This is a genomic window from Kitasatospora sp. CM 4170 (assembly GCF_032110285.1).
GTDB lineage: Bacteria > Actinomycetota > Actinomycetes > Streptomycetales > Streptomycetaceae > Kitasatospora > Kitasatospora aburaviensis.
The window spans coordinates 887,703-903,569 of sequence record NZ_CP134877.1 but is presented as its reverse complement, the minus strand read 5'-3'; the positions used below and the strand labels follow the sequence as shown (position 1 = coordinate 903,569).

Below are 15,867 nucleotides of genomic sequence, written 5' to 3'. Positions count from 1 at the left end.
CGTTTGACCCAGAGCCGCGACGACGCTGCACTGTGGCACGCGGCGCCGCCACAGGGCGTGGTGCCGGCAACCAGGGGAGGCAGCACCAACAATGGAGATCCGTCCCACCACCGACCAGGATCGCGACGTCTTCGTCGACACGCTCCTTACCGCCTTCGGGATCTTCCCGGAGGCCCCCACCGCGAGCGGTACGGTCTGGTGGTCCGCGTTCGAGATGGACCGGAACCTGCTCGCCGTGGCGGCGGACGGGCGGCCCGTCGGCACCGCCGGTGCGTACTCCTTCGAGCTCACCCTGCCCGGCGAGGTCCTCGTCCCGACCTCCGGGGTGACCGCCGTCGGTGTCGTGCCCTCGCACCGGCGCCAGGGCGTGCTCACCGCGATGATGCGGCGTCAGCTCGCCGAGCTGCGGGGCCGGGGGGAGTTCCTCTCCGTTCTGCTGGCCTCAGAGGCCCTGATCTACCGCAGGTTCGGGTACGGCCCGGCGACCTACACGCAGAAGCTGACGGTGCCCCGCCACCGGGCCGCCCTCGCCGTCCCCCGGGCGCGCGGGGCGGCCGACGACGCCGCGGGCGGCTCGGTCGAGATACTGAGGCGGGCCGAGTGCGGCGAGATTCTTGAGGACGTCTACGACCGCTACCGCCGCGCCCAGCCCGGCGCGCTGTCCCGGCCGCACCGCTGGTGGGCGTCGGGCGCGGGGCAGCCGCCGATCTCTCCGGCGCCGCGCTACGTCGCCGTCCACCGCGACGGTGACGGCATCCCCGACGGGTACGCCAGCTACGCGATCGGCGAGCCCGGCACCTTGACGGTCGACGAGACCATCGCCACCGACGACGCCGTCTTCACCGCGCTGGTGCGATGCGTGCTCGGCCACGACCTGGTCACCCAGGTCGTCTTCAAGCATGTCCCGCCCGGCCACCCGCTGCGCTGGCAGCTCACGGACTTCCGCGCCGGCCAGGTGAGCGACGACACCGACTGGCTCTGGGTGCGGCTGCTGGACGTCCCGCGCGCGCTCACCGCGCGCGGCTGGTTCACCGACGGCGAGCTCGTCCTCGACGTCGACGACCCGTTCCTCGGCGAGCGCGGCCGCTACCTGCTGACCGTTCGGGACCGCAAGGCCGACTGCGTCCCGACGGACCTCGCGCCCGACCTGTCGCTGGACGTGAGCGACCTCGGCTCGATCTACCTCGGCGGCACCGCCCCGAGCACCCTCGTGCGGGCCGGCCACGTCCGGGCCCACCACACGGACGCGGCCGCCCTCGCCGACGCGCTCTTCCGCTCCGACCCCGCCCCGCACTGTCTGCACTGGTTCTGACCCCCGAACCCGTGGCGCTGAACGGCCCGCCCGGCCGGCTCCGGGGTGGGCGGGGCGGACCCTCGCGTCACCACCGGCCCCGGCGGTGACGCGAGGGTCCGCCGCTGCCCCCGATCAGCCGTCGACGTCGACGTCGGACGAGGCTGCTCCCGCGATCCCGCGCAGGGCGTCGACGCAGGCCGCGATCGCCGGTTCGTGCGCCGTGTCGTGGCGGACGGCGATCCCGATCGTGCGGGCGAGGGTGGCGTCCGTCACCGGTCGCGCGGTCAGCGCGGGCGGGAGGTGCGTGGTGGCCATGCGCGGGATCAGGGCCGCGTGGCCCGCGCTCGCGGCGAGGGCGATCATGGCGGAGAAGTCGGTGCAGACGTTCCGCACCCGGGGGGTGAACCCTGCCGAGCGGCAGGCCTGGAGGACGGCGTCCCCGCAGGCGGTCTGCGCCGGGGCGGTGGTCCACAGGGTGTCCGCGAGCTCCCGCAGCTCGATCGAGGGCCGACCCGACCGGGCGGCCGGATGGTCGGAGGGCAGCACGGCGACCAGGGGGTCGTCCCGCAGCGTCCGGGTCTCGACGTCCCGGTACGGGGGCGTGGCCAGGTTGTCGTACCGGTAGACGAGGGCGAGGTCGGCGCGCCGTTGGGTGAGCAGTCGGACGGCGGCCTCGGGTTCCGCCTCGGTGACGTGGAGCCGCACGTCCGGGTGGGCGGCCTCCAGCGCGTGGCCGAGGGGCGCCGCCAGGGGGACGAGTGCGCTGGGGAAGCAGGCGAGGCGGAGGGGGCCCGCGGGAGCGCCGGACTCGGCGTGCAGCCGGGCGCGCGCGTTCTCCAGGGCGGCGAGCACCTGTTCGGTGTCCTTGGCCAGTCGCCGGCCCGCCGCGGTGAGGTGGACGGAACGGCCGGTCCGCTCCAGGAGGCCGACACGCGTCTCCTCCTCCAGGAGCCGCAGCTGTTGCGAGACGGCCGACGGGGTGACCCCGTGGAGGTCGGCGACGGCGGTCACCGTGCCGTGCGCCTCCAGGTCGCGGAGAAGGACGAGTCGTCGGACGTCGAGCATCAGTCCATCTTAACGACTGACTGTAGGAGATGTAGCTGGACGCGGGGGCGCCTGTGGGGCGACCCTTGCTGCCGTCGCCCCGCCACGTCCACGACAGAGGAGTCCTTCCGTGCGTGCCACCGTGATCCACGGCCCCAACGACATCCGGGTCGAGGAGGTGCCCGACCCGGTCGTGCGCCACGCCACCGACGCGGTCGTCCGCGTGGTGAACGCCTGCATCTGCGGCAGCGACCTGTGGGCCTACCGCGGGGTGGCCTCGCGTACGGCGGGGCAGCGCATCGGCCACGAGTTCCTCGGGATCGTCGAGGCGGTCGGCTCCGAGGTGCGGGACGTCCGCCCCGGCGACTTCGTGGTGGCCCCGTTCGTGTGGTCGGACGGCACCTGTGACTTCTGCCGCGAAGGGCTGCACACGTCCTGCCCGCAGGGCGGGTTCTGGGGCGAGATCGGCTCCGACGGCGGGCAGGGCGAGGCCGTGCGGGTGCCGTTCGCCGACGGCACCCTGGTGCGGCTGCCCGGGGAGACCGCCGGCGAGGAGAAGCTGCTGCCCTCCCTGCTCGCGCTCTCCGACGTGATGAGCACCGGCCACCACGCGGCCGTGACGGCCGGAGTGCGCCCGGGCGCCACCGTCGCGGTGGTCGGCGACGGTGCGGTCGGCCTGTGCGGCGTCCTCGCCGCCCGGCGGCTCGGTGCGGAGCGGATCATCGCGCTCGGCCGGCACGAGGCGCGCACCGCGATCGCCCGTGCCTTCGGCGCCACCGACGTCGTCGCCGAACGCGGCGACGACGCCGTGGAGGCGGTCCGGGAGCTGACCGGCGGCCAAGGCGCCCACGCGGTGCTGGAGGCGGTCGGCACCGAGCAGTCCATGCGGACGGCCATCGCGATCACGCGCGACGGCGGCGCGGTCGGCTACGTCGGCGTGCCGCACGGCGGCAGCGCCGGCATCGACATCGGCCGGATGTTCGACCGGAACGTCTCGCTGCGGGGCGGCGTCGCCCCCGCCCGCGCCTACATCCCCGAGCTGCTGCCGGACGTGCTCTCCGGCGCGATCGAGCCCGGGCTGGTCTTCGACCGCACCGTGGACCTCGACGGGGTGCCGGCGGGTTACCGCGCGATGGACGACCGCACCGCGCTGAAGGTGCGGATCGCCTTCTGAGCCCGTCCGCCCGGCGGCGGCGGAGACCCCGGAGCACCACCGGCTTCGTCCTGATGTTCATGGCAGGCGAGGCCGAGCCCGACGAGCAGGACGTCGCCCTGGGGATGCACACACACTGCCTGGTCACGGCCGGGCAGGGCATGCCTGCGGGCGCGTGCGCGAGGCCGTCCTCGACTTCTTCTCGCCCAGCAGCTCGCGCTGGTGTTCGTCGCAGTGCCAACATGCCGCGGCTGAGCTTGGGGTTCAACGTCGCTGGTCACTCGACCTGCTGAGATTCAGGGTTCCGGGGACGCGTGACATGGCCGTTCTTCACGCTTCGAGATGTCGAGTAACGAAGTGCGAGAGAACGGCCGCTGCGTATGAGTCTCCCCGTTGACGTGCCCGCAGGCGAGGCCCTGGGCTCGTTGTCCCGCTTTCGGGTTGAGTTCTACGAGTGCCTGTATGTCCGCGCGGACACGCTCTTCGAGCTCGCTGACGCGGTGCTCTGCGTGGATGGGCCAGTGAAGACGCTGGTCGAGCCGTCGCTCGCGGTCGAGCACCGGCGCGGACACGGTGCGCTGTACGCCGCGCCGGACCGGGGCTGGATCGAACCGACGCGGTTGCGCCGCACACTGGCCGTCCTGCCACTGCCGAAGGCGGCGGGCGCCCTTCAAGATCGGAGCGGCAGCAGCCACTGACATCCCCGCCCAACGCGCAATCCCGCCGTTGCAGTGGCCGTGACGGGTTACAGCTACGGGGTTGTGGCGCCGTCGCTCGGGTTCAATGCAGGACGTGACCGGTGCTGCGGCGGACAGGTCGTGCGAGGTGAGCGATCAGGTGGCGGACCTCAGCGACGGTCAGCGGTATCCGCCCGGGCGGCCGCGCGGATGCGCCGCCAGCGCAAGGCCGCGGGCGGGACGCGTCGCCTGTTGTGATGGCGGAGAGTCGGGGCGCCCAGCCGGCTTCGGAGGGGCAGCAGAGTTGGTTCTCGCAGTGCCTGGAGCAGTGCTCAAGACTTGTGGATCAGCCCCGGGCGCGACGTGGAAGGCGTACCTTCCCGAATGATCCTGTGATGGTCACCGAACCGAACCCAGTGCTGCTCGCCAAGGGTGGGGACCCGCGAGGCGACACAGCCAAGACCACGGTCGGCCGGAGCTGGAGGGTCGGAGTGGCCTGACTCTCCGACAAACCCGTTCCGGGAAAGCTGATTTAGGGCAGACTGCTCGCCACCGACGGAGATTTCGAGGGGGGTCTATGGCAGGGACCGAGGGTATGGGTGCCGAGACAGACGAGGAGGTGACAGCTGGAGCGGCGGCGGGCCCCCCGCTCGCCGGAACGGCGCTCGTCATCGCGGTCACGGTTATCGCACTGTGGCTCGGGCTCCTTGCCTGGCTGGCCTTCAGCGCCGACGCGAGTGACGTCACCTGGTCACGCTTGCTTGTCGTTCTCGGGTCCGTGGAAGCCGTCGCGTTCGCGGCCATCGGCGCCTTGTTCGGCACCACAGTGCAGCGGCAACGGGTGGCAGACCTGACGGCTCGGACCGAAGCAGCCGAGTCCCGGGCGGACGCCAACGCGACAGCGGCCCTCAACGGGCACAGGCTGGCGGCTGCGGTCCAGGCCACCCGTGCCCCCGGAGGCGGGCCAGGCGCGGAACAGCTCTCGGCCGACGGCCGATCCGGCAAGGATCCCCTGCTCGAACTGGCCAACCGACTGTTCCCGGACTGAGGCATCTCAGTGGACACCATCGGAAGACTCGTACGTGACGGCGAGCCGGTCGGGACCGCGGTCGTCCTCACAACCGACGGGCTCGCCGCGACCGCCGCTCATGTCCTTGCGCCGCACCCGGCCGCGCGATGGACCTTCGAGCCGATTACCGCGCCCGGAGTCTCCCACCCCGTCGACTGCTCGCTGCCCTCGGACAGCGCGAGCGACGTAGCGCTGATCCACGTAGGCGAGGCCGACGACTGGAACCCGATGACGCTCGCCTCGCACACGAGCGCCGTGCCGGGCGCCCCGGTCCATCTCCGCGGATTCGCTGTTTCCCGCGACTACGACTCCGGTGTCGGCCATTACGTCGGCGTCACAGCACAGGACGGCCGGTCCTGGGTGAAAGTGAGCTGCCGCCACGCCCAACCCGGCATGAGCGGCGCACCGGTGCTGCTCACCGGGACCGGCAGTGTCATCGGCATCGTGTCGGCGCGCCTCAACGCGGGGCTCTGGAACCGCGACACCGTGCTGCTCTCCCCGATCGAGCGCCTCGTCACTCTCGCCCCGGATCGCCTACGCCTGGCCGCACCGGTCCGCCGGTTCACCGATGGCACCCTTCGGCTGTCGTGGCTGCACGGCAGCAGGACGGAACTCATCCTGGAAACCGACGACTTCACTGTTTCGATGGGTCGTAACATGCACAACCGGGTGTACCTGCCAGACCAACGCGACAGCCGTTTCCACGGCCATCTCACTCTGATCGGTACGACCTTGACCTACCAGCACCTGGGCTCCCACCCTGCCTTCCTGTCCGGCGCCACACGCCAACTGAGACTGGCCAAGGGGGACTCATGTCCGGTCGGGGACAAAGACAGGCTGACCGTCTCAAGCGGAACAATGCTGGTGGAGTTCTCCGTGCCCGACCTGTTCGACCCGAACGCGAGAGTGACCCCGGAACAACCCGAGTGACAGGGGAACCACCAGTTGGACAGCGATACTGACCTGACGGCCGAGGGACCGTACGAGCCACCGCCACCGCTTGCCGGCGCTCCCGCTGTCATCGGCGAGGTACTGACCGGTCGCTGGTCGGTGGCGGAGGTCCGTCGCGGCGGGCAGGCCTGGGTGCTCATTGTCGACGACCTTGAGCACGGAGGCCGCCGCGCGATCAAGACCCCTCTGTCCGGCACCCTCGCGGGTGACGCCGAACTCGCGATGCTGCTCGACCTCGAACCACATCGGCACATCGTCACCACACTCGACGTGATCGATGTACGGGGTCGGCCGGGCATTCTCCTCGACTACGCGCCCTCGACCCTGACCGACCTGATCCAGTTACAGCACGGACCCGGACTCGCCGCAGTGCTGCAGCAGGTGTGCGCCGGCATGACCCACCTGTCCAACGTGGCCGAGGTTGCCCACCTCGACCTCAAACCGTCGAACGTACTCATCGACGGCACCGGCGAGGCCAAAGTCGCTGACTTCGGCCTCGCCCAGCACATACGCATTGAAGGCGGGCGCTTCGCCTCGGCCCGGGGAGGCACCTGGGCGTACGCCGCGCCCGAGGTGCTGCGGCGGGAACCCTGCGACACCCGTGCCGACATCTTCTCCTTCGGGGTGCTCCTCTACGAAGCCTTCACGGGCAAGCTCCCCTACCCTTTCGTCCTCGACCCCGACCCCGCGACGCAGTATGCACAACTACTGAACTACTACGCATCACCAGGTCCGGAGGATCGGCAGGCCGAGCTCTACTACTGGGGCCGGCACAAGCGTGTCCAGGTACCCGTAACCCCGCCCGAGGACATCAGCATACTTGTGTCGAGTTGCCTGCAGCAGTACATGTCCGAGCGTCCGCAGTCATTCCCGATGCTCGGTCGCATGCTCGCAAGGGCCGTTCGGAGCCAACCGGTCGAATCCCCGGGGATTCCCTTGCCCAAGATTGACAGGCAGTGCCGAGCACTGTCGCTGGCCCGGGCGCTGATTCGGCTCGGCCGACACGACGAGGCCATCAACGAGCTCAACCGATTGCTGGCCGCGCCCCTTCCCGAGGCTCTCTTCGTCACCGTACGAGAGACAGCCGCGCAGGCACTTGCCAGCGCCGGGCGGCATACCGAAGCAGCCGAACTATCAGATTGACGGTGAACATCATGCGACGATTCGAACTGTCGGACTGGGAACAGGGCCCGCGCCTCACCCACCTGCGGAACACGGTGGCAGGACTACTGACCAAGGGACGAAACCGTAGCGCCCTGGACGAGGTCCTGCGCTACCTCCGCCGCGATCCGGAGAACACTGACGCGCTGTTCGTGGCGCTCCTGGTCGCATACCAGAGCCGCACGGCACGGCTTGCGTCCGGTGAGCCTCTCACCGACATGCAACGGCTGAACGCACTGCTCGCTCCCATCACGACGGAGTGCTCGGCCTGTCGCAGCGGCTGGTTCTCGACTCACGCGATCCTGGCGATGGACGGCGGCGGGGAGATTACCGTGGCGAACCCCATTGGCCTGCAATGCCAGGCCTGCCGGTACACGCTGTGCCGGGACTGTCTGAGGCGGAAGCAACCGCCCTCGTACACAGACCCCGTCGACGTGGCGGACCCGGTCGTCGTCCTGTGCGAGAACCCGCGCTGCGGGCGCCACCAGCCCCTGAAGACACCTGTGCTGCCCACAGGACGCTACAACGTGACACCGATAGACCCCGACAGTATCGAAGGCGTGGTCGTCGCCCGGGCCGGCATCATCCGCCCCACGACAGACGAAGCCCTCGTCGTCGTGACCAAGTTCCTCCCGCTCATTCCTGAGGATGCGCCCCTCGTCCACATCCGCAGCGCCGGCCTCGGGACCCTGGGCGACGACTCGGCCCGTGAGGGACTCGCCCGCTCCCTGCTGCGCGACCTGGAACACGAAGGTGTGTTGGCCCCCAGTGCTTGGAGCCGTTCCAGCCGCATGCACGTCCTGGCGGGGACAGCGCGGGACACCGACTACCTGATCACCGTGGTACGCAAGACAGAGCATCGCCCGGCAGCGACATCTCCGCTGGAAAGGTCCCACTGAACCAATGGCCAACCGGGGAGAGCATCCTTCGGGGTTGGCGGCCCAGTCGGATACTCCGCGAAACGATCGGCGACGTCCTCGGCGCGCTCGGCGTCCTGGACACCGCCGCGGGAGCGGGAGCGGCTGATGCTGCTCGACCACGACCGGCGCGGGGTGGGGCTGGCCTCGCAGCCGTTCCTGGCACCAGCCGGGCCGGCAAGAGGTGGGTGGTGGAGCGGAGCCGCTCGTGGATGATGAACAGCTTCGGCAAGTTGCGGCGCTGCGCTGAGAATCTCAGTCGCGTCGTGGAATTCCATCTCTGCCTGTCCGCCACGATTGTCACACTGCGCATGCTCATCCGCCGCGCGACCGCGGGGATGGCCGCTCCACCACCAAGTGCCTGAGGTGATGCCTACCGGCGGGTGTTCTTGGCCGTGGGCTGTGTCTTCTGGTTGTAGATCTCCTTGCCGTCTGCGTTGTAGGCATGGACGTAGGGGGCCGGGGGGAAGGAGTTTCCGTCGGGGCTGGTGGAGACGGCCGCCGTGTAGACGAACGCGCCGCCTGCCATGACGGTCGGGTACTGAGTCGGGTCGTCGCCGTAGCTGATGGTGACCTTGGCGACCTCGGGTGTGTAGTGCCCGGCGCCCAGTGAGAGGCGTTGCCCCGCACCGGCCGGCGCGCTGAGGCTGTCGAAGAACTCGATCAGGTGACCGGTGCCCCACAGGCGATCGTTGATGAACGTCGCAGGGACGGACCTGCTGTTGCCCTTGTTGCCCTTCGATTCGCATTGCACGTACTGGTTGGCGGAGTTGACGGCGATGACCACGCCGTCGGTGTCCGCCGAGGCGACGGGAGTGCGGACCGCGATCACCGCGTGGTACTGCGACGCGTCGGAGCCCAGGCAGGAGGCCAGGATCCCGGGGACGGCCCCGGCGTCGATCGGGGTTGTGCTCGTGCTGGTGACGGTGAAAGCGGCCGGGGTGGCAGTCGAACGGGTAACGGACGGGCCGCTGCCGGGGACAACCGAGGCTCCGGCCGAGCCGGCGCCGGACGCCGAGGCGGTGGGCGTAGCGGAGGGCTCGCCGTGGGCCGTGGGGGTGGGCGTGGAGGTGCCGGTTGCGGCGGTGGCCATTCCCCCCGCGGTCGCGATGGCTGCGGCGGTGGCGGCGATGAGCATGATCGGGCGGATACGCATGAATCCGTGTCCTTTCCTGCCGGGCGTCCGGTTGACGCCTGCGCCCCTGTACGCCTCCTGACGCCCGGCAGGTCGCGCCCCGTGCACGTGATCCAGGTCATAGGCCGCGGGTGCGACCCTGGGGCGGTGCTCGTGCGTACAGGGCGGGAGGCTCCGCCCAGGACGCACGGCTCCACGCCGCAGCCGAGGAGTGCTTCCTCGCGAGCCGCCTGTGCCGCGAGCTGACGGACAGCCCCGGAGGAGAGGCCCTTGATGACGCCACAGGAGTTCGACGCGTTCTACGCGGCGTCCTTCTCCCGCCTGACCGGGCAGCTCTACGCGATGACCGGCAACTGGTCCGAAGCACAGGACGTGGTCCAGGAGGCCTTCATCCGCGCGTGGGACCGAAGGCGCACCTTCGACCCGGACAGCGCCCCGGAGGCGTGGATCCGGACCACGGCCCGGCGGCTGGCCCTCTCCCGCTGGCGACGTGTGGCCCGGGGCCTGCACTTGGCCGCACGCCACCACCGCCAAGAACCGCCCACCGTCAAGCCGCCCACCGAGGAGCACCTGATGCTGGTCACCGCGCTACGCGACCTGCCCGAGGTGCAGCGGAGCGCTCTGGTCCTGCACCACATGTGCGACCTCTCCGTCGAGCAGGTCGCGGCCGAGACCGGCGCCAGCGTCAGCGCCGTCAAGAGTCGCCTCGCCCGCGGCCGGGTCGCGCTCGCGGCCAGACTCGCCGACCGGACCTCGACCAGCGAGGAAGGAAAGCTCCGTGTCTGACCCCGTCCACGACACCCTCGCCGACCGGCTGCGGCTGCTCGGCACGCAGATGCCCGCGCCGAGCCTGCCCGCTGCGGAGATCCGCCGACGCGCCGACCGGCGCCGGCGCCGCCGACACGCCCTCGCTGCGACCGCGGCCTGCACCGCGGCAGCCTTGTGCCTGGCTCTCCCGTCCGTGCTGCACTCACCGGGACCACGGAAGGGAGCGGCCACCACAGACGTCTCCTCCGTGCCTGCTTCCGTTCCGGCTTCCCCGCGTCCCCCGGCCGCTTTCACCGTCACCAGCACGAGCACAGCGCCGATCGACGCTGGGGCCGTCCCCGGGATCCTGGCCTCCTGCCTGGGCTCCGACGCGTCGCAGTACCACGCGGTGATCGCGGTCCGCACTCCCGTCGCCTCGGCGGACATCGACGGCGTGGTCATCGCCGTCAACTCCGCCAACCAGTACGTGCAATGCGAATCGAAGGGCAACAAGGGCAAGAGCAGGTCCGTCCCTGCGACGTTCATCAACGGTCGCCTGTGGGGCGCCGGTCACCTGGTCGAGTTCTTCGACAGCCTCAGCGCGCCGGCCGGTGCGGGGCAGCGCCTCTCACTGGGCGCCGGGCACTACACACCCGAGGTCGCCAAGGTCACCATCAGCTACGGCGACGACCCGACGCAGTACCCGACCGTCATGGCAGGCGGCGCGTTCGTCTACACGGCGGCCGTCTCCACCAGCCCCGACGGGAACTCCTTCCCCCCGGCTCCCTACGTCCATGCCTACAACGCAGACGGCAAGGAGATCTACAACCAGAAGACACAGCCCACGGCCAAGAACACCCGCCAGTAACTTCAGTGGGAGGAGTCCTCGATGCTGCCGGGGAGGGCGAGGTGGCGCAGGCCCGGAAGGTCGGCCAGCAACATCGAGTCCGGGGTTGGGCAACGGGACGGGTCGAGGGAGCGCGGCGCGGGGAGGGTGCGCAGCGGGGCGAGGTCGATCGGGGTCTCGGAGCCCGAGCTCTACCGGGCTGACTTGGCCGCGGTGTCGGGAAGGTGGACGTGCTGGGTGAGGAAGAGGGCTGCGCGGTCCAGTGCCTGGTCGGCCTCGTCGAGCACGCCGGCGAAGGACTGGAACACGTGGGGTACGTCGGCGGTGATGTCGAGGATCACGTCCACTCCGGCTGCGCGGGCGCGGGCGGCCATCCGGGTGGAGTCGTCCAGGAGCACTTCGTCGGTGCCCGCCTGGAGGAGCACCGGCGGGAAGCCTGTCGGGTCGGCGAGGACGGCGGGGCTGAGCATGGGCTGGTGCGGGTCGGCTCCCGCCAGGTACATGGCCCCGGTGTGTCCCAGGCTCTCGCGGGTGAAGAACGGGTCGACGCCTGCCTTGGTGTCCATGCTCTCGCCCGTCCGGGTGGCGTCGAGGCCGGGGGAGAAGGCCACGATCGCGGCGGGCATCGGGAGACCGGCGTCGCGGGCGGCGAGGCAGGTGGTGACGGTGAGGCCGCCGCCGGCGGAGTCCCCGGCGAACGCGATGGTCGAAGGGTCCTCGCCGCTGTCGAGGAGGGCGCGGTAGGCGCTCAGCGCGTCCTCGATTGCGGCCGGGAACGGGTGCTCGGGGGCGAGCCGGTAGTCCAGCGAGTACGCCGTGAGCCCGGTCCTGGCCACGAGGTTCCCCGTGAGCGACAGCGCGGTCTCGGGGGAGCCGAACACCCAGCCGCCGCCGTGGAAGTACAGGATCGTCCCGGTGCGCGTCCCGGTGCCCGGCTCGACGTACAGCGCCGGTCGGTCGCCGAGCGTCGTCCTGGTGATGCGGAGGCCGTCCGGGACGACCATCTGGGCCATCATCGCCTTGAATCCGGCCCGGAGCGCCTCGACCGACTGGGGGCCGTCGGGTCGGGGCTGCCGCAGCATCGCGCTGATCTGCGTGCGCTGTTCCTTGCTCATGATGCGTGGTCCCGTCGTAGGTAGCTTCTTCAGCACTATATGCCGCGGCATCTAACGTAGGCTATATGCCATGGCATCTAAAGTGAGCGTTGAGACGGTCGACCTCCCGGGCTTCTTCGCCGACCTCGTCCGATGCGAGACGCGTCTGTACAACGCCCTCAACGACCGTTTTCGCGAGCGGCACGGGATCGTCACGTCACAGTTCGAGTTCCTGCGCCACATCCGCGACCACCCCGGGGCCCGGGTGGCGGATCTGGCAGCCGAGTTCGCCGTCGGCATCGGGGCCACGAGCAAAGGCGTCGACCGCCTGGAGCGGCAGGGATGGGTCGCCCGCATGCCGAACCCGTCGGATCGCCGGTCCTCACTGCTGGAACTCACCGACGACGGCCTGCAGTTGGTCGACGCGGCAGAAGGGACCTTCAGCGAGCGGTTGGCCGAGCTGATCGCAGATGCACTCAAGTCGTCCCCCGTCGCAGCCGCCGCGCAGGCCCTCTCGGAGCTGCGTTCCGTCCTGGAGCGCGACCAGATCGGCACGCCCACGGGGTGACGCGATTTCGCAACCCGACGAAGAGGGCGGTAAGTGAGTTGACGTCCGTGCCGTTTCGGCCGGGACAGGCGGCCTGGTCGCCGGCTCGCGGGGCGGCCACGGCCGGGGCCGGGCGAACGCCCCCTGCTCGGTATCGGCCAGGATCCCGCGGTCGACCGGCCGCTTGAGCTTCGGGCGGACGATATTGACGGGGTAGCGTGGTCTTACTGAGTTCGGCCGGTCAGGGCGCGGTGCGGTGCGGGGCGCGGAGGGCCGGATGCCGGCACCGGCCATGAAGCCGTTGTCCGGGCCCGGCACCTGTGTGTCCGATACTGGCCCCATGTTCTTCCGTCGTCGACGCCGCCGCGCCGCGCCGCCCTCCGACCAGGCGCCGGCCCCCGTGCCGATACCGGCGGTGGAGCCGGCCGAGCCGTGGGCTGCGGAATGGAGCACCGGCCTCGCTCCCAGCCACGGTGAACCGATCAGCAGCGTGGCCACGGCAGTTGTGGGAGGTCGCACGGTCGCCGTCACCGCGGGGCGGGACGGAGTCGCCCGGGTGTGGGAGGTGGACGGCGGCCGTCTCCTCGGCGAACTGCCCGTCGGCCGCTGGGGCAGCGTCGCGCTCAGCGCGCTGGGCGACGCCCCGGTGGTCCTTGCAGTCGGCGACTACCGGCCGGAGTTCGCCTGGGACCTGGCCTCCGGCCGCTGCCTGCAGACCTTGCCCGCAGATGACGCGATGGCCGTGACCACGACCGTCCTCGACGGCCGGCCCGTGGCCGTCACCTGCCACGAGGACGGGACGGTGGGCGGCTGGGACCTCGGCGACGTCCGGCAGCCCGCCCGGCAGTTCGGCCGGCCCGTCGGGGGTCACGGCTTCGCGCTGCACGCCGTGGCAGCGGCTGCCGTCGGCGGTCGCCTGCTCGCCGTGTCGAGCAGCGGCATGAACGCGGACCAGAGTTGGGACGAGGACGTCCGCCTGTGGGACCTCACCGCCGGGACGCCGGTCGCCGTCTTCGACGCCGCCCGGACGTCCTCGGTCGATGCCGTCGCCCTCGCCGACCTGGACGGCAGGCCGGTGGTGGCCACCGCCGACTGGCAGGGCACGGTACGACTCTGGGAGCCCTCGCCCGGTGGGCGGCGGCAGGACGACGGGGTGGAACTGCGCGGCCACACGGCCGGGGTGTGGACACTGGCCGTCACCACGCTCAGCGGCCGTCCCACCCTGGCCTCCGGCTGCGACGACGGCACGGTGCGCCGCTGGGACCTGGCGACGCGCCAGCAGATCGGTCAAGTGCTCCGTTTCCCCCATCCCGTACGCGCGCTGGCCGCCGCGCCGGGCGATCGGTTGGTGGTCTGCTTCGGGCCGAATGTGGCAGTGCTGGCTCCTGAGCGGCCCTCGGGTGCCGAGGCGGGTCGGGTCTCCGGCTGAGTGCTGCATGCGTCATGCGTCATGCGCCATGCGTCATGGCATGTCCGGCCAACTGCTCCTCGAAGGTGGCGAGTTCGCGGACGGCGTCGGCCGATAGCCGTTGCGAAGGGCCGGCGTCCCGCGGTGTCCGGGCTATGGTGTTCCGTCACCGCCCCACACTCCGATAACCATCGAGTTATCGATCAATGCACAAAGCCTGCGTTGATCCCGACACGGCGCTCGCGGGAGGCTTGAGGCGCCCGGGCAGGCCGCTCGTCGGGGATCTCGGTTCCCCGGTCGTCGCCCCGCCCGGACGCCTGTCCCGTGATGCCCCGCCCCGTCGGGCGCGGCGTTCCGCCGCCGCGTCCCTGAAGGAAGCAGCCCACGGCTTCGCCGGACAGGCGATCAGTCGCCGAGACGAAACCCCGCGTGCACTGCGCGGGTTCGAAGCAAGTCACCCTGCCCTCGAACGAGACGCAACGTTTCGTTCCTCCAGACGGGAGCGTCATGAAGGTTCTGCTCACCGGTGCCACCGGCTACATCGGCTCCGCGGTCACCGACCACCTGGTCGCCGCCGGTCACCAGGTCGTCGCCCTGACCCGTGGCGCCGAGCCGCGGCCCGGCCGGGGCTGGCACGCCCAGCTGGTCGGGGACACCGCCGATCCGGCCTCGCTGGCCGGTGTGGTCACCCCGGACATCGAGGCCGTGGTCCACCTGGCGCCGCCGAGCGGTGACGTCGACGTGGACACCGCGGTCGTCGAGGCGCTGGCCGCGCCGCTGCGCGGTACCGGCCGTCCCTTCGTCTACACCAGCGGGGTGTGGGTGCTGGGTGCGACCGGTGAGGCGCAGGAGGTCGGGGAGGGGGCTGCGACCGATCCGATCGACATCGTCGGCTACCGTCCGCGGATCGAGCAGCGGGTGCTGGCCGAGGCGGCGGAGGGTGTGCGGGCGGTCGTGGTGCGGCCCGGCATCGTGTACGGCCGCGGGGGCGGCATCCCGGCGATCCTGGTCGACCGGGCCCGCGTGCAGCGGGTGCCGGAGTACTACGGGCAGGAGGGCGTGCGCTGGCCGACCGTTCACGTGGACGACCTGGCCGAGCTGTTCGTGGCCGCCGTCGAGCGGGCCGGGGCCGGCACCGTCTGGCACGGCGTCGGCGAGTCGGCCGTTGCGGTCCGGGATCTCGCGCGGGCCGCCGGGCGGGCGGCCGGCGTGCTGGCCGCCCCGCAGGTGGTGCCGGTGGAGCGGGCGGCGGAGGTGTTCGGTCCGCTGTTCGCGGACGCGCTCGCCCTGGACCAGAGCGTCAGTGGTGCCGCGGCCCGGTCCGTTCTCGGGTGGCGGCCGGTGCGCCCGGGTGCGGTGGCCGAGTTGGTGGCGGGCTCGTACCGGCCGGTCGAGGTGTTCGGTGCACCGGTCGGTGCGGAGACCGATGCCGAGGTGGCGGCGATCCGCGGGGTGGTCGCGGAGGTCGAGCACGCCCAGCAGAACGAGCTGGTCGACCGGTTCCTGGGCGTCTTCCGCCGGGAGGACCCGGTGTGGACCACCGGTCACGGCAGGCGGCTGTCGGGCTTCGAGGAGATCGCGGCCTTCACCCGCAAGGTGCTGCCCGGTGCGGCGGCGGAGTCCACCGCCGTCTACGACGTCGAGCGGGTGCTGTTCCTGCGGCCCGACGTCGCCGCGGTGAACGTCCGTCAGCAGCCGGTCCGCCACGACGGTACCCGGATCGCCGACCGGCCCGAGGGCCGTCCGTTCTACATCCTGGTCAAGGAGGACGGTGCCTGGCGCGTCGGCGCCGCCCAGAACACCGTCGTGGTCGACTGACGCCC

14 protein-coding genes and 2 pseudogenes are annotated in these 15,867 nt (G+C 71.2%); 13 read left to right on the top strand and 3 right to left on the bottom strand.

Annotated features, from left to right (window positions below):
* Nucleotides 1-91 precede the first annotated feature (91 nt).
* Nucleotides 92-1,312, top strand: a complete 1,221-nt coding sequence (locus tag RMN57_RS03910) for a GNAT family N-acetyltransferase (RefSeq protein ID WP_313761943.1) — start codon at nt 92-94, stop codon at nt 1,310-1,312.
* A 114-nt stretch (nt 1,313-1,426) separates the two neighbouring features.
* Here RMN57_RS03910 and RMN57_RS03905 read toward each other — a convergent pair whose 3' ends face one another.
* Nucleotides 1,427-2,359, bottom strand: a complete 933-nt coding sequence (locus RMN57_RS03905) for a LysR family transcriptional regulator (protein WP_313761942.1) — start codon at nt 2,357-2,359, stop codon at nt 1,427-1,429.
* A 109-nt stretch (nt 2,360-2,468) separates the two neighbouring features.
* On the opposite strand from RMN57_RS03905, the gene RMN57_RS03900 reads away from it, so the two are divergent.
* The 7 genes and pseudogenes from RMN57_RS03900 to RMN57_RS03870 form a co-directional block, all read left to right on the top strand.
* Nucleotides 2,469-3,512 carry a zinc-dependent alcohol dehydrogenase family protein gene (locus RMN57_RS03900; RefSeq protein ID WP_313761941.1) on the top strand — a complete coding sequence of 348 codons (1,044 nt, stop codon included), beginning with the start codon at nt 2,469-2,471 and terminating at the stop codon, nt 3,510-3,512.
* 359 nt (nt 3,513-3,871) lie between these two features.
* Nucleotides 3,872-4,153: pseudogene (locus RMN57_RS03895) on the top strand (transposase); the annotation flags it as partial.
* Between the two features lie 610 nt (nt 4,154-4,763).
* Nucleotides 4,764-5,216: a hypothetical protein gene (locus RMN57_RS03890; RefSeq protein ID WP_313761940.1), complete on the top strand. Its 453-nt coding sequence runs from the start codon at nt 4,764-4,766 to the stop codon at nt 5,214-5,216.
* Nucleotides 5,217-5,225: 9 nt separating this feature from the next.
* Nucleotides 5,226-6,167 carry a serine protease gene (locus RMN57_RS03885; RefSeq protein WP_313761939.1) on the top strand — a complete coding sequence of 314 codons (942 nt, stop codon included), beginning with the start codon at nt 5,226-5,228 and terminating at the stop codon, nt 6,165-6,167.
* 15 nt (nt 6,168-6,182) lie between these two features.
* Entirely contained in the window at nt 6,183-7,331 is a 1,149-nt protein-coding gene (locus RMN57_RS03880) for a protein kinase domain-containing protein (RefSeq protein ID WP_313761938.1), read from the top strand.
* A gap of 2 nt (nt 7,332-7,333) precedes the next feature.
* On the top strand, nt 7,334-8,248 hold the full coding sequence (locus RMN57_RS03875; RefSeq protein ID WP_313761937.1) for a hypothetical protein: 915 nt from the start codon (nt 7,334-7,336) through the stop codon (nt 8,246-8,248).
* 185 nt (nt 8,249-8,433) lie between these two features.
* Nucleotides 8,434-8,631 (top strand): annotated as a pseudogene (locus RMN57_RS03870) (hypothetical protein); the annotation flags it as partial.
* Nucleotides 8,632-8,639: 8 nt separating this feature from the next.
* On the opposite strand, the gene RMN57_RS03865 reads toward RMN57_RS03870, so the two are convergent.
* Entirely contained in the window at nt 8,640-9,422 is a 783-nt protein-coding gene (locus RMN57_RS03865; RefSeq protein ID WP_313761936.1) for a hypothetical protein, read from the bottom strand.
* Nucleotides 9,423-9,674: 252 nt separating this feature from the next.
* Here RMN57_RS03865 and RMN57_RS03860 point away from each other — a divergent pair, with 252 nt between their 5' ends.
* Nucleotides 9,675-10,187: a SigE family RNA polymerase sigma factor gene (locus RMN57_RS03860; RefSeq protein ID WP_313761935.1), complete on the top strand. Its 513-nt coding sequence runs from the start codon at nt 9,675-9,677 to the stop codon at nt 10,185-10,187.
* Complete coding sequence (locus RMN57_RS03855; RefSeq protein WP_313761934.1) at nt 10,180-11,016, top strand: hypothetical protein; 837 nt, start codon at nt 10,180-10,182, stop codon at nt 11,014-11,016. Before RMN57_RS03860 ends, RMN57_RS03855 begins: the two co-directional genes overlap by 8 nt.
* Before the next feature lie 170 nt (nt 11,017-11,186).
* Here the strand turns inward: RMN57_RS03855 and RMN57_RS03850 are convergent, their stop codons facing one another.
* On the bottom strand, nt 11,187-12,110 hold the full coding sequence (locus tag RMN57_RS03850) for an alpha/beta hydrolase (RefSeq protein WP_313761933.1): 924 nt from the start codon (nt 12,108-12,110) through the stop codon (nt 11,187-11,189).
* Nucleotides 12,111-12,180: 70 nt separating this feature from the next.
* Here RMN57_RS03850 and RMN57_RS03845 point away from each other — a divergent pair, with 70 nt between their 5' ends.
* The 3 genes from RMN57_RS03845 to RMN57_RS03835 all read left to right on the top strand — a co-directional run bounded on the left by RMN57_RS03845 (nt 12,181) and on the right by RMN57_RS03835 (nt 15,862).
* Nucleotides 12,181-12,657: a MarR family transcriptional regulator gene (locus tag RMN57_RS03845; protein WP_313761932.1), complete on the top strand. Its 477-nt coding sequence runs from the start codon at nt 12,181-12,183 to the stop codon at nt 12,655-12,657.
* A 469-nt stretch (nt 12,658-13,126) separates the two neighbouring features.
* Nucleotides 13,127-14,065 carry a hypothetical protein gene (locus tag RMN57_RS03840; RefSeq protein WP_313761931.1) on the top strand — a complete coding sequence of 313 codons (939 nt, stop codon included), beginning with the start codon at nt 13,127-13,129 and terminating at the stop codon, nt 14,063-14,065.
* 486 nt (nt 14,066-14,551) lie between these two features.
* Nucleotides 14,552-15,862, top strand: coding sequence for an SgcJ/EcaC family oxidoreductase (locus tag RMN57_RS03835; protein WP_313761930.1), 1,311 nt, complete (start codon nt 14,552-14,554; stop codon nt 15,860-15,862).
* Nucleotides 15,863-15,867 lie beyond the last annotated feature (5 nt).

Bases quoted from the DNA above. Each gene is read 5' to 3' on its own strand.
- RMN57_RS03910 (WP_313761943.1), top strand. From the start codon at position 92: ATGGAGATCCGTCCCACCACCGACCAGGATCGCGACGTCTTCGTCGAC.
- RMN57_RS03905 (WP_313761942.1), bottom strand. From the start codon at position 2,359: ATGCTCGACGTCCGACGACTCGTCCTTCTCCGCGACCTGGAGGCGCAC.
- RMN57_RS03890 (WP_313761940.1), top strand. From the start codon at position 4,764: ATGGGTGCCGAGACAGACGAGGAGGTGACAGCTGGAGCGGCGGCGGGC.
- RMN57_RS03865 (WP_313761936.1), bottom strand. From the start codon at position 9,422: ATGCGTATCCGCCCGATCATGCTCATCGCCGCCACCGCCGCAGCCATC.
- RMN57_RS03860 (WP_313761935.1), top strand. From the start codon at position 9,675: ATGACGCCACAGGAGTTCGACGCGTTCTACGCGGCGTCCTTCTCCCGC.
- RMN57_RS03850 (WP_313761933.1), bottom strand. From the start codon at position 12,110: ATGAGCAAGGAACAGCGCACGCAGATCAGCGCGATGCTGCGGCAGCCC.
- RMN57_RS03845 (WP_313761932.1), top strand. From the start codon at position 12,181: ATGGCATCTAAAGTGAGCGTTGAGACGGTCGACCTCCCGGGCTTCTTC.
- RMN57_RS03835 (WP_313761930.1), top strand. From the start codon at position 14,552: ATGAAGGTTCTGCTCACCGGTGCCACCGGCTACATCGGCTCCGCGGTC.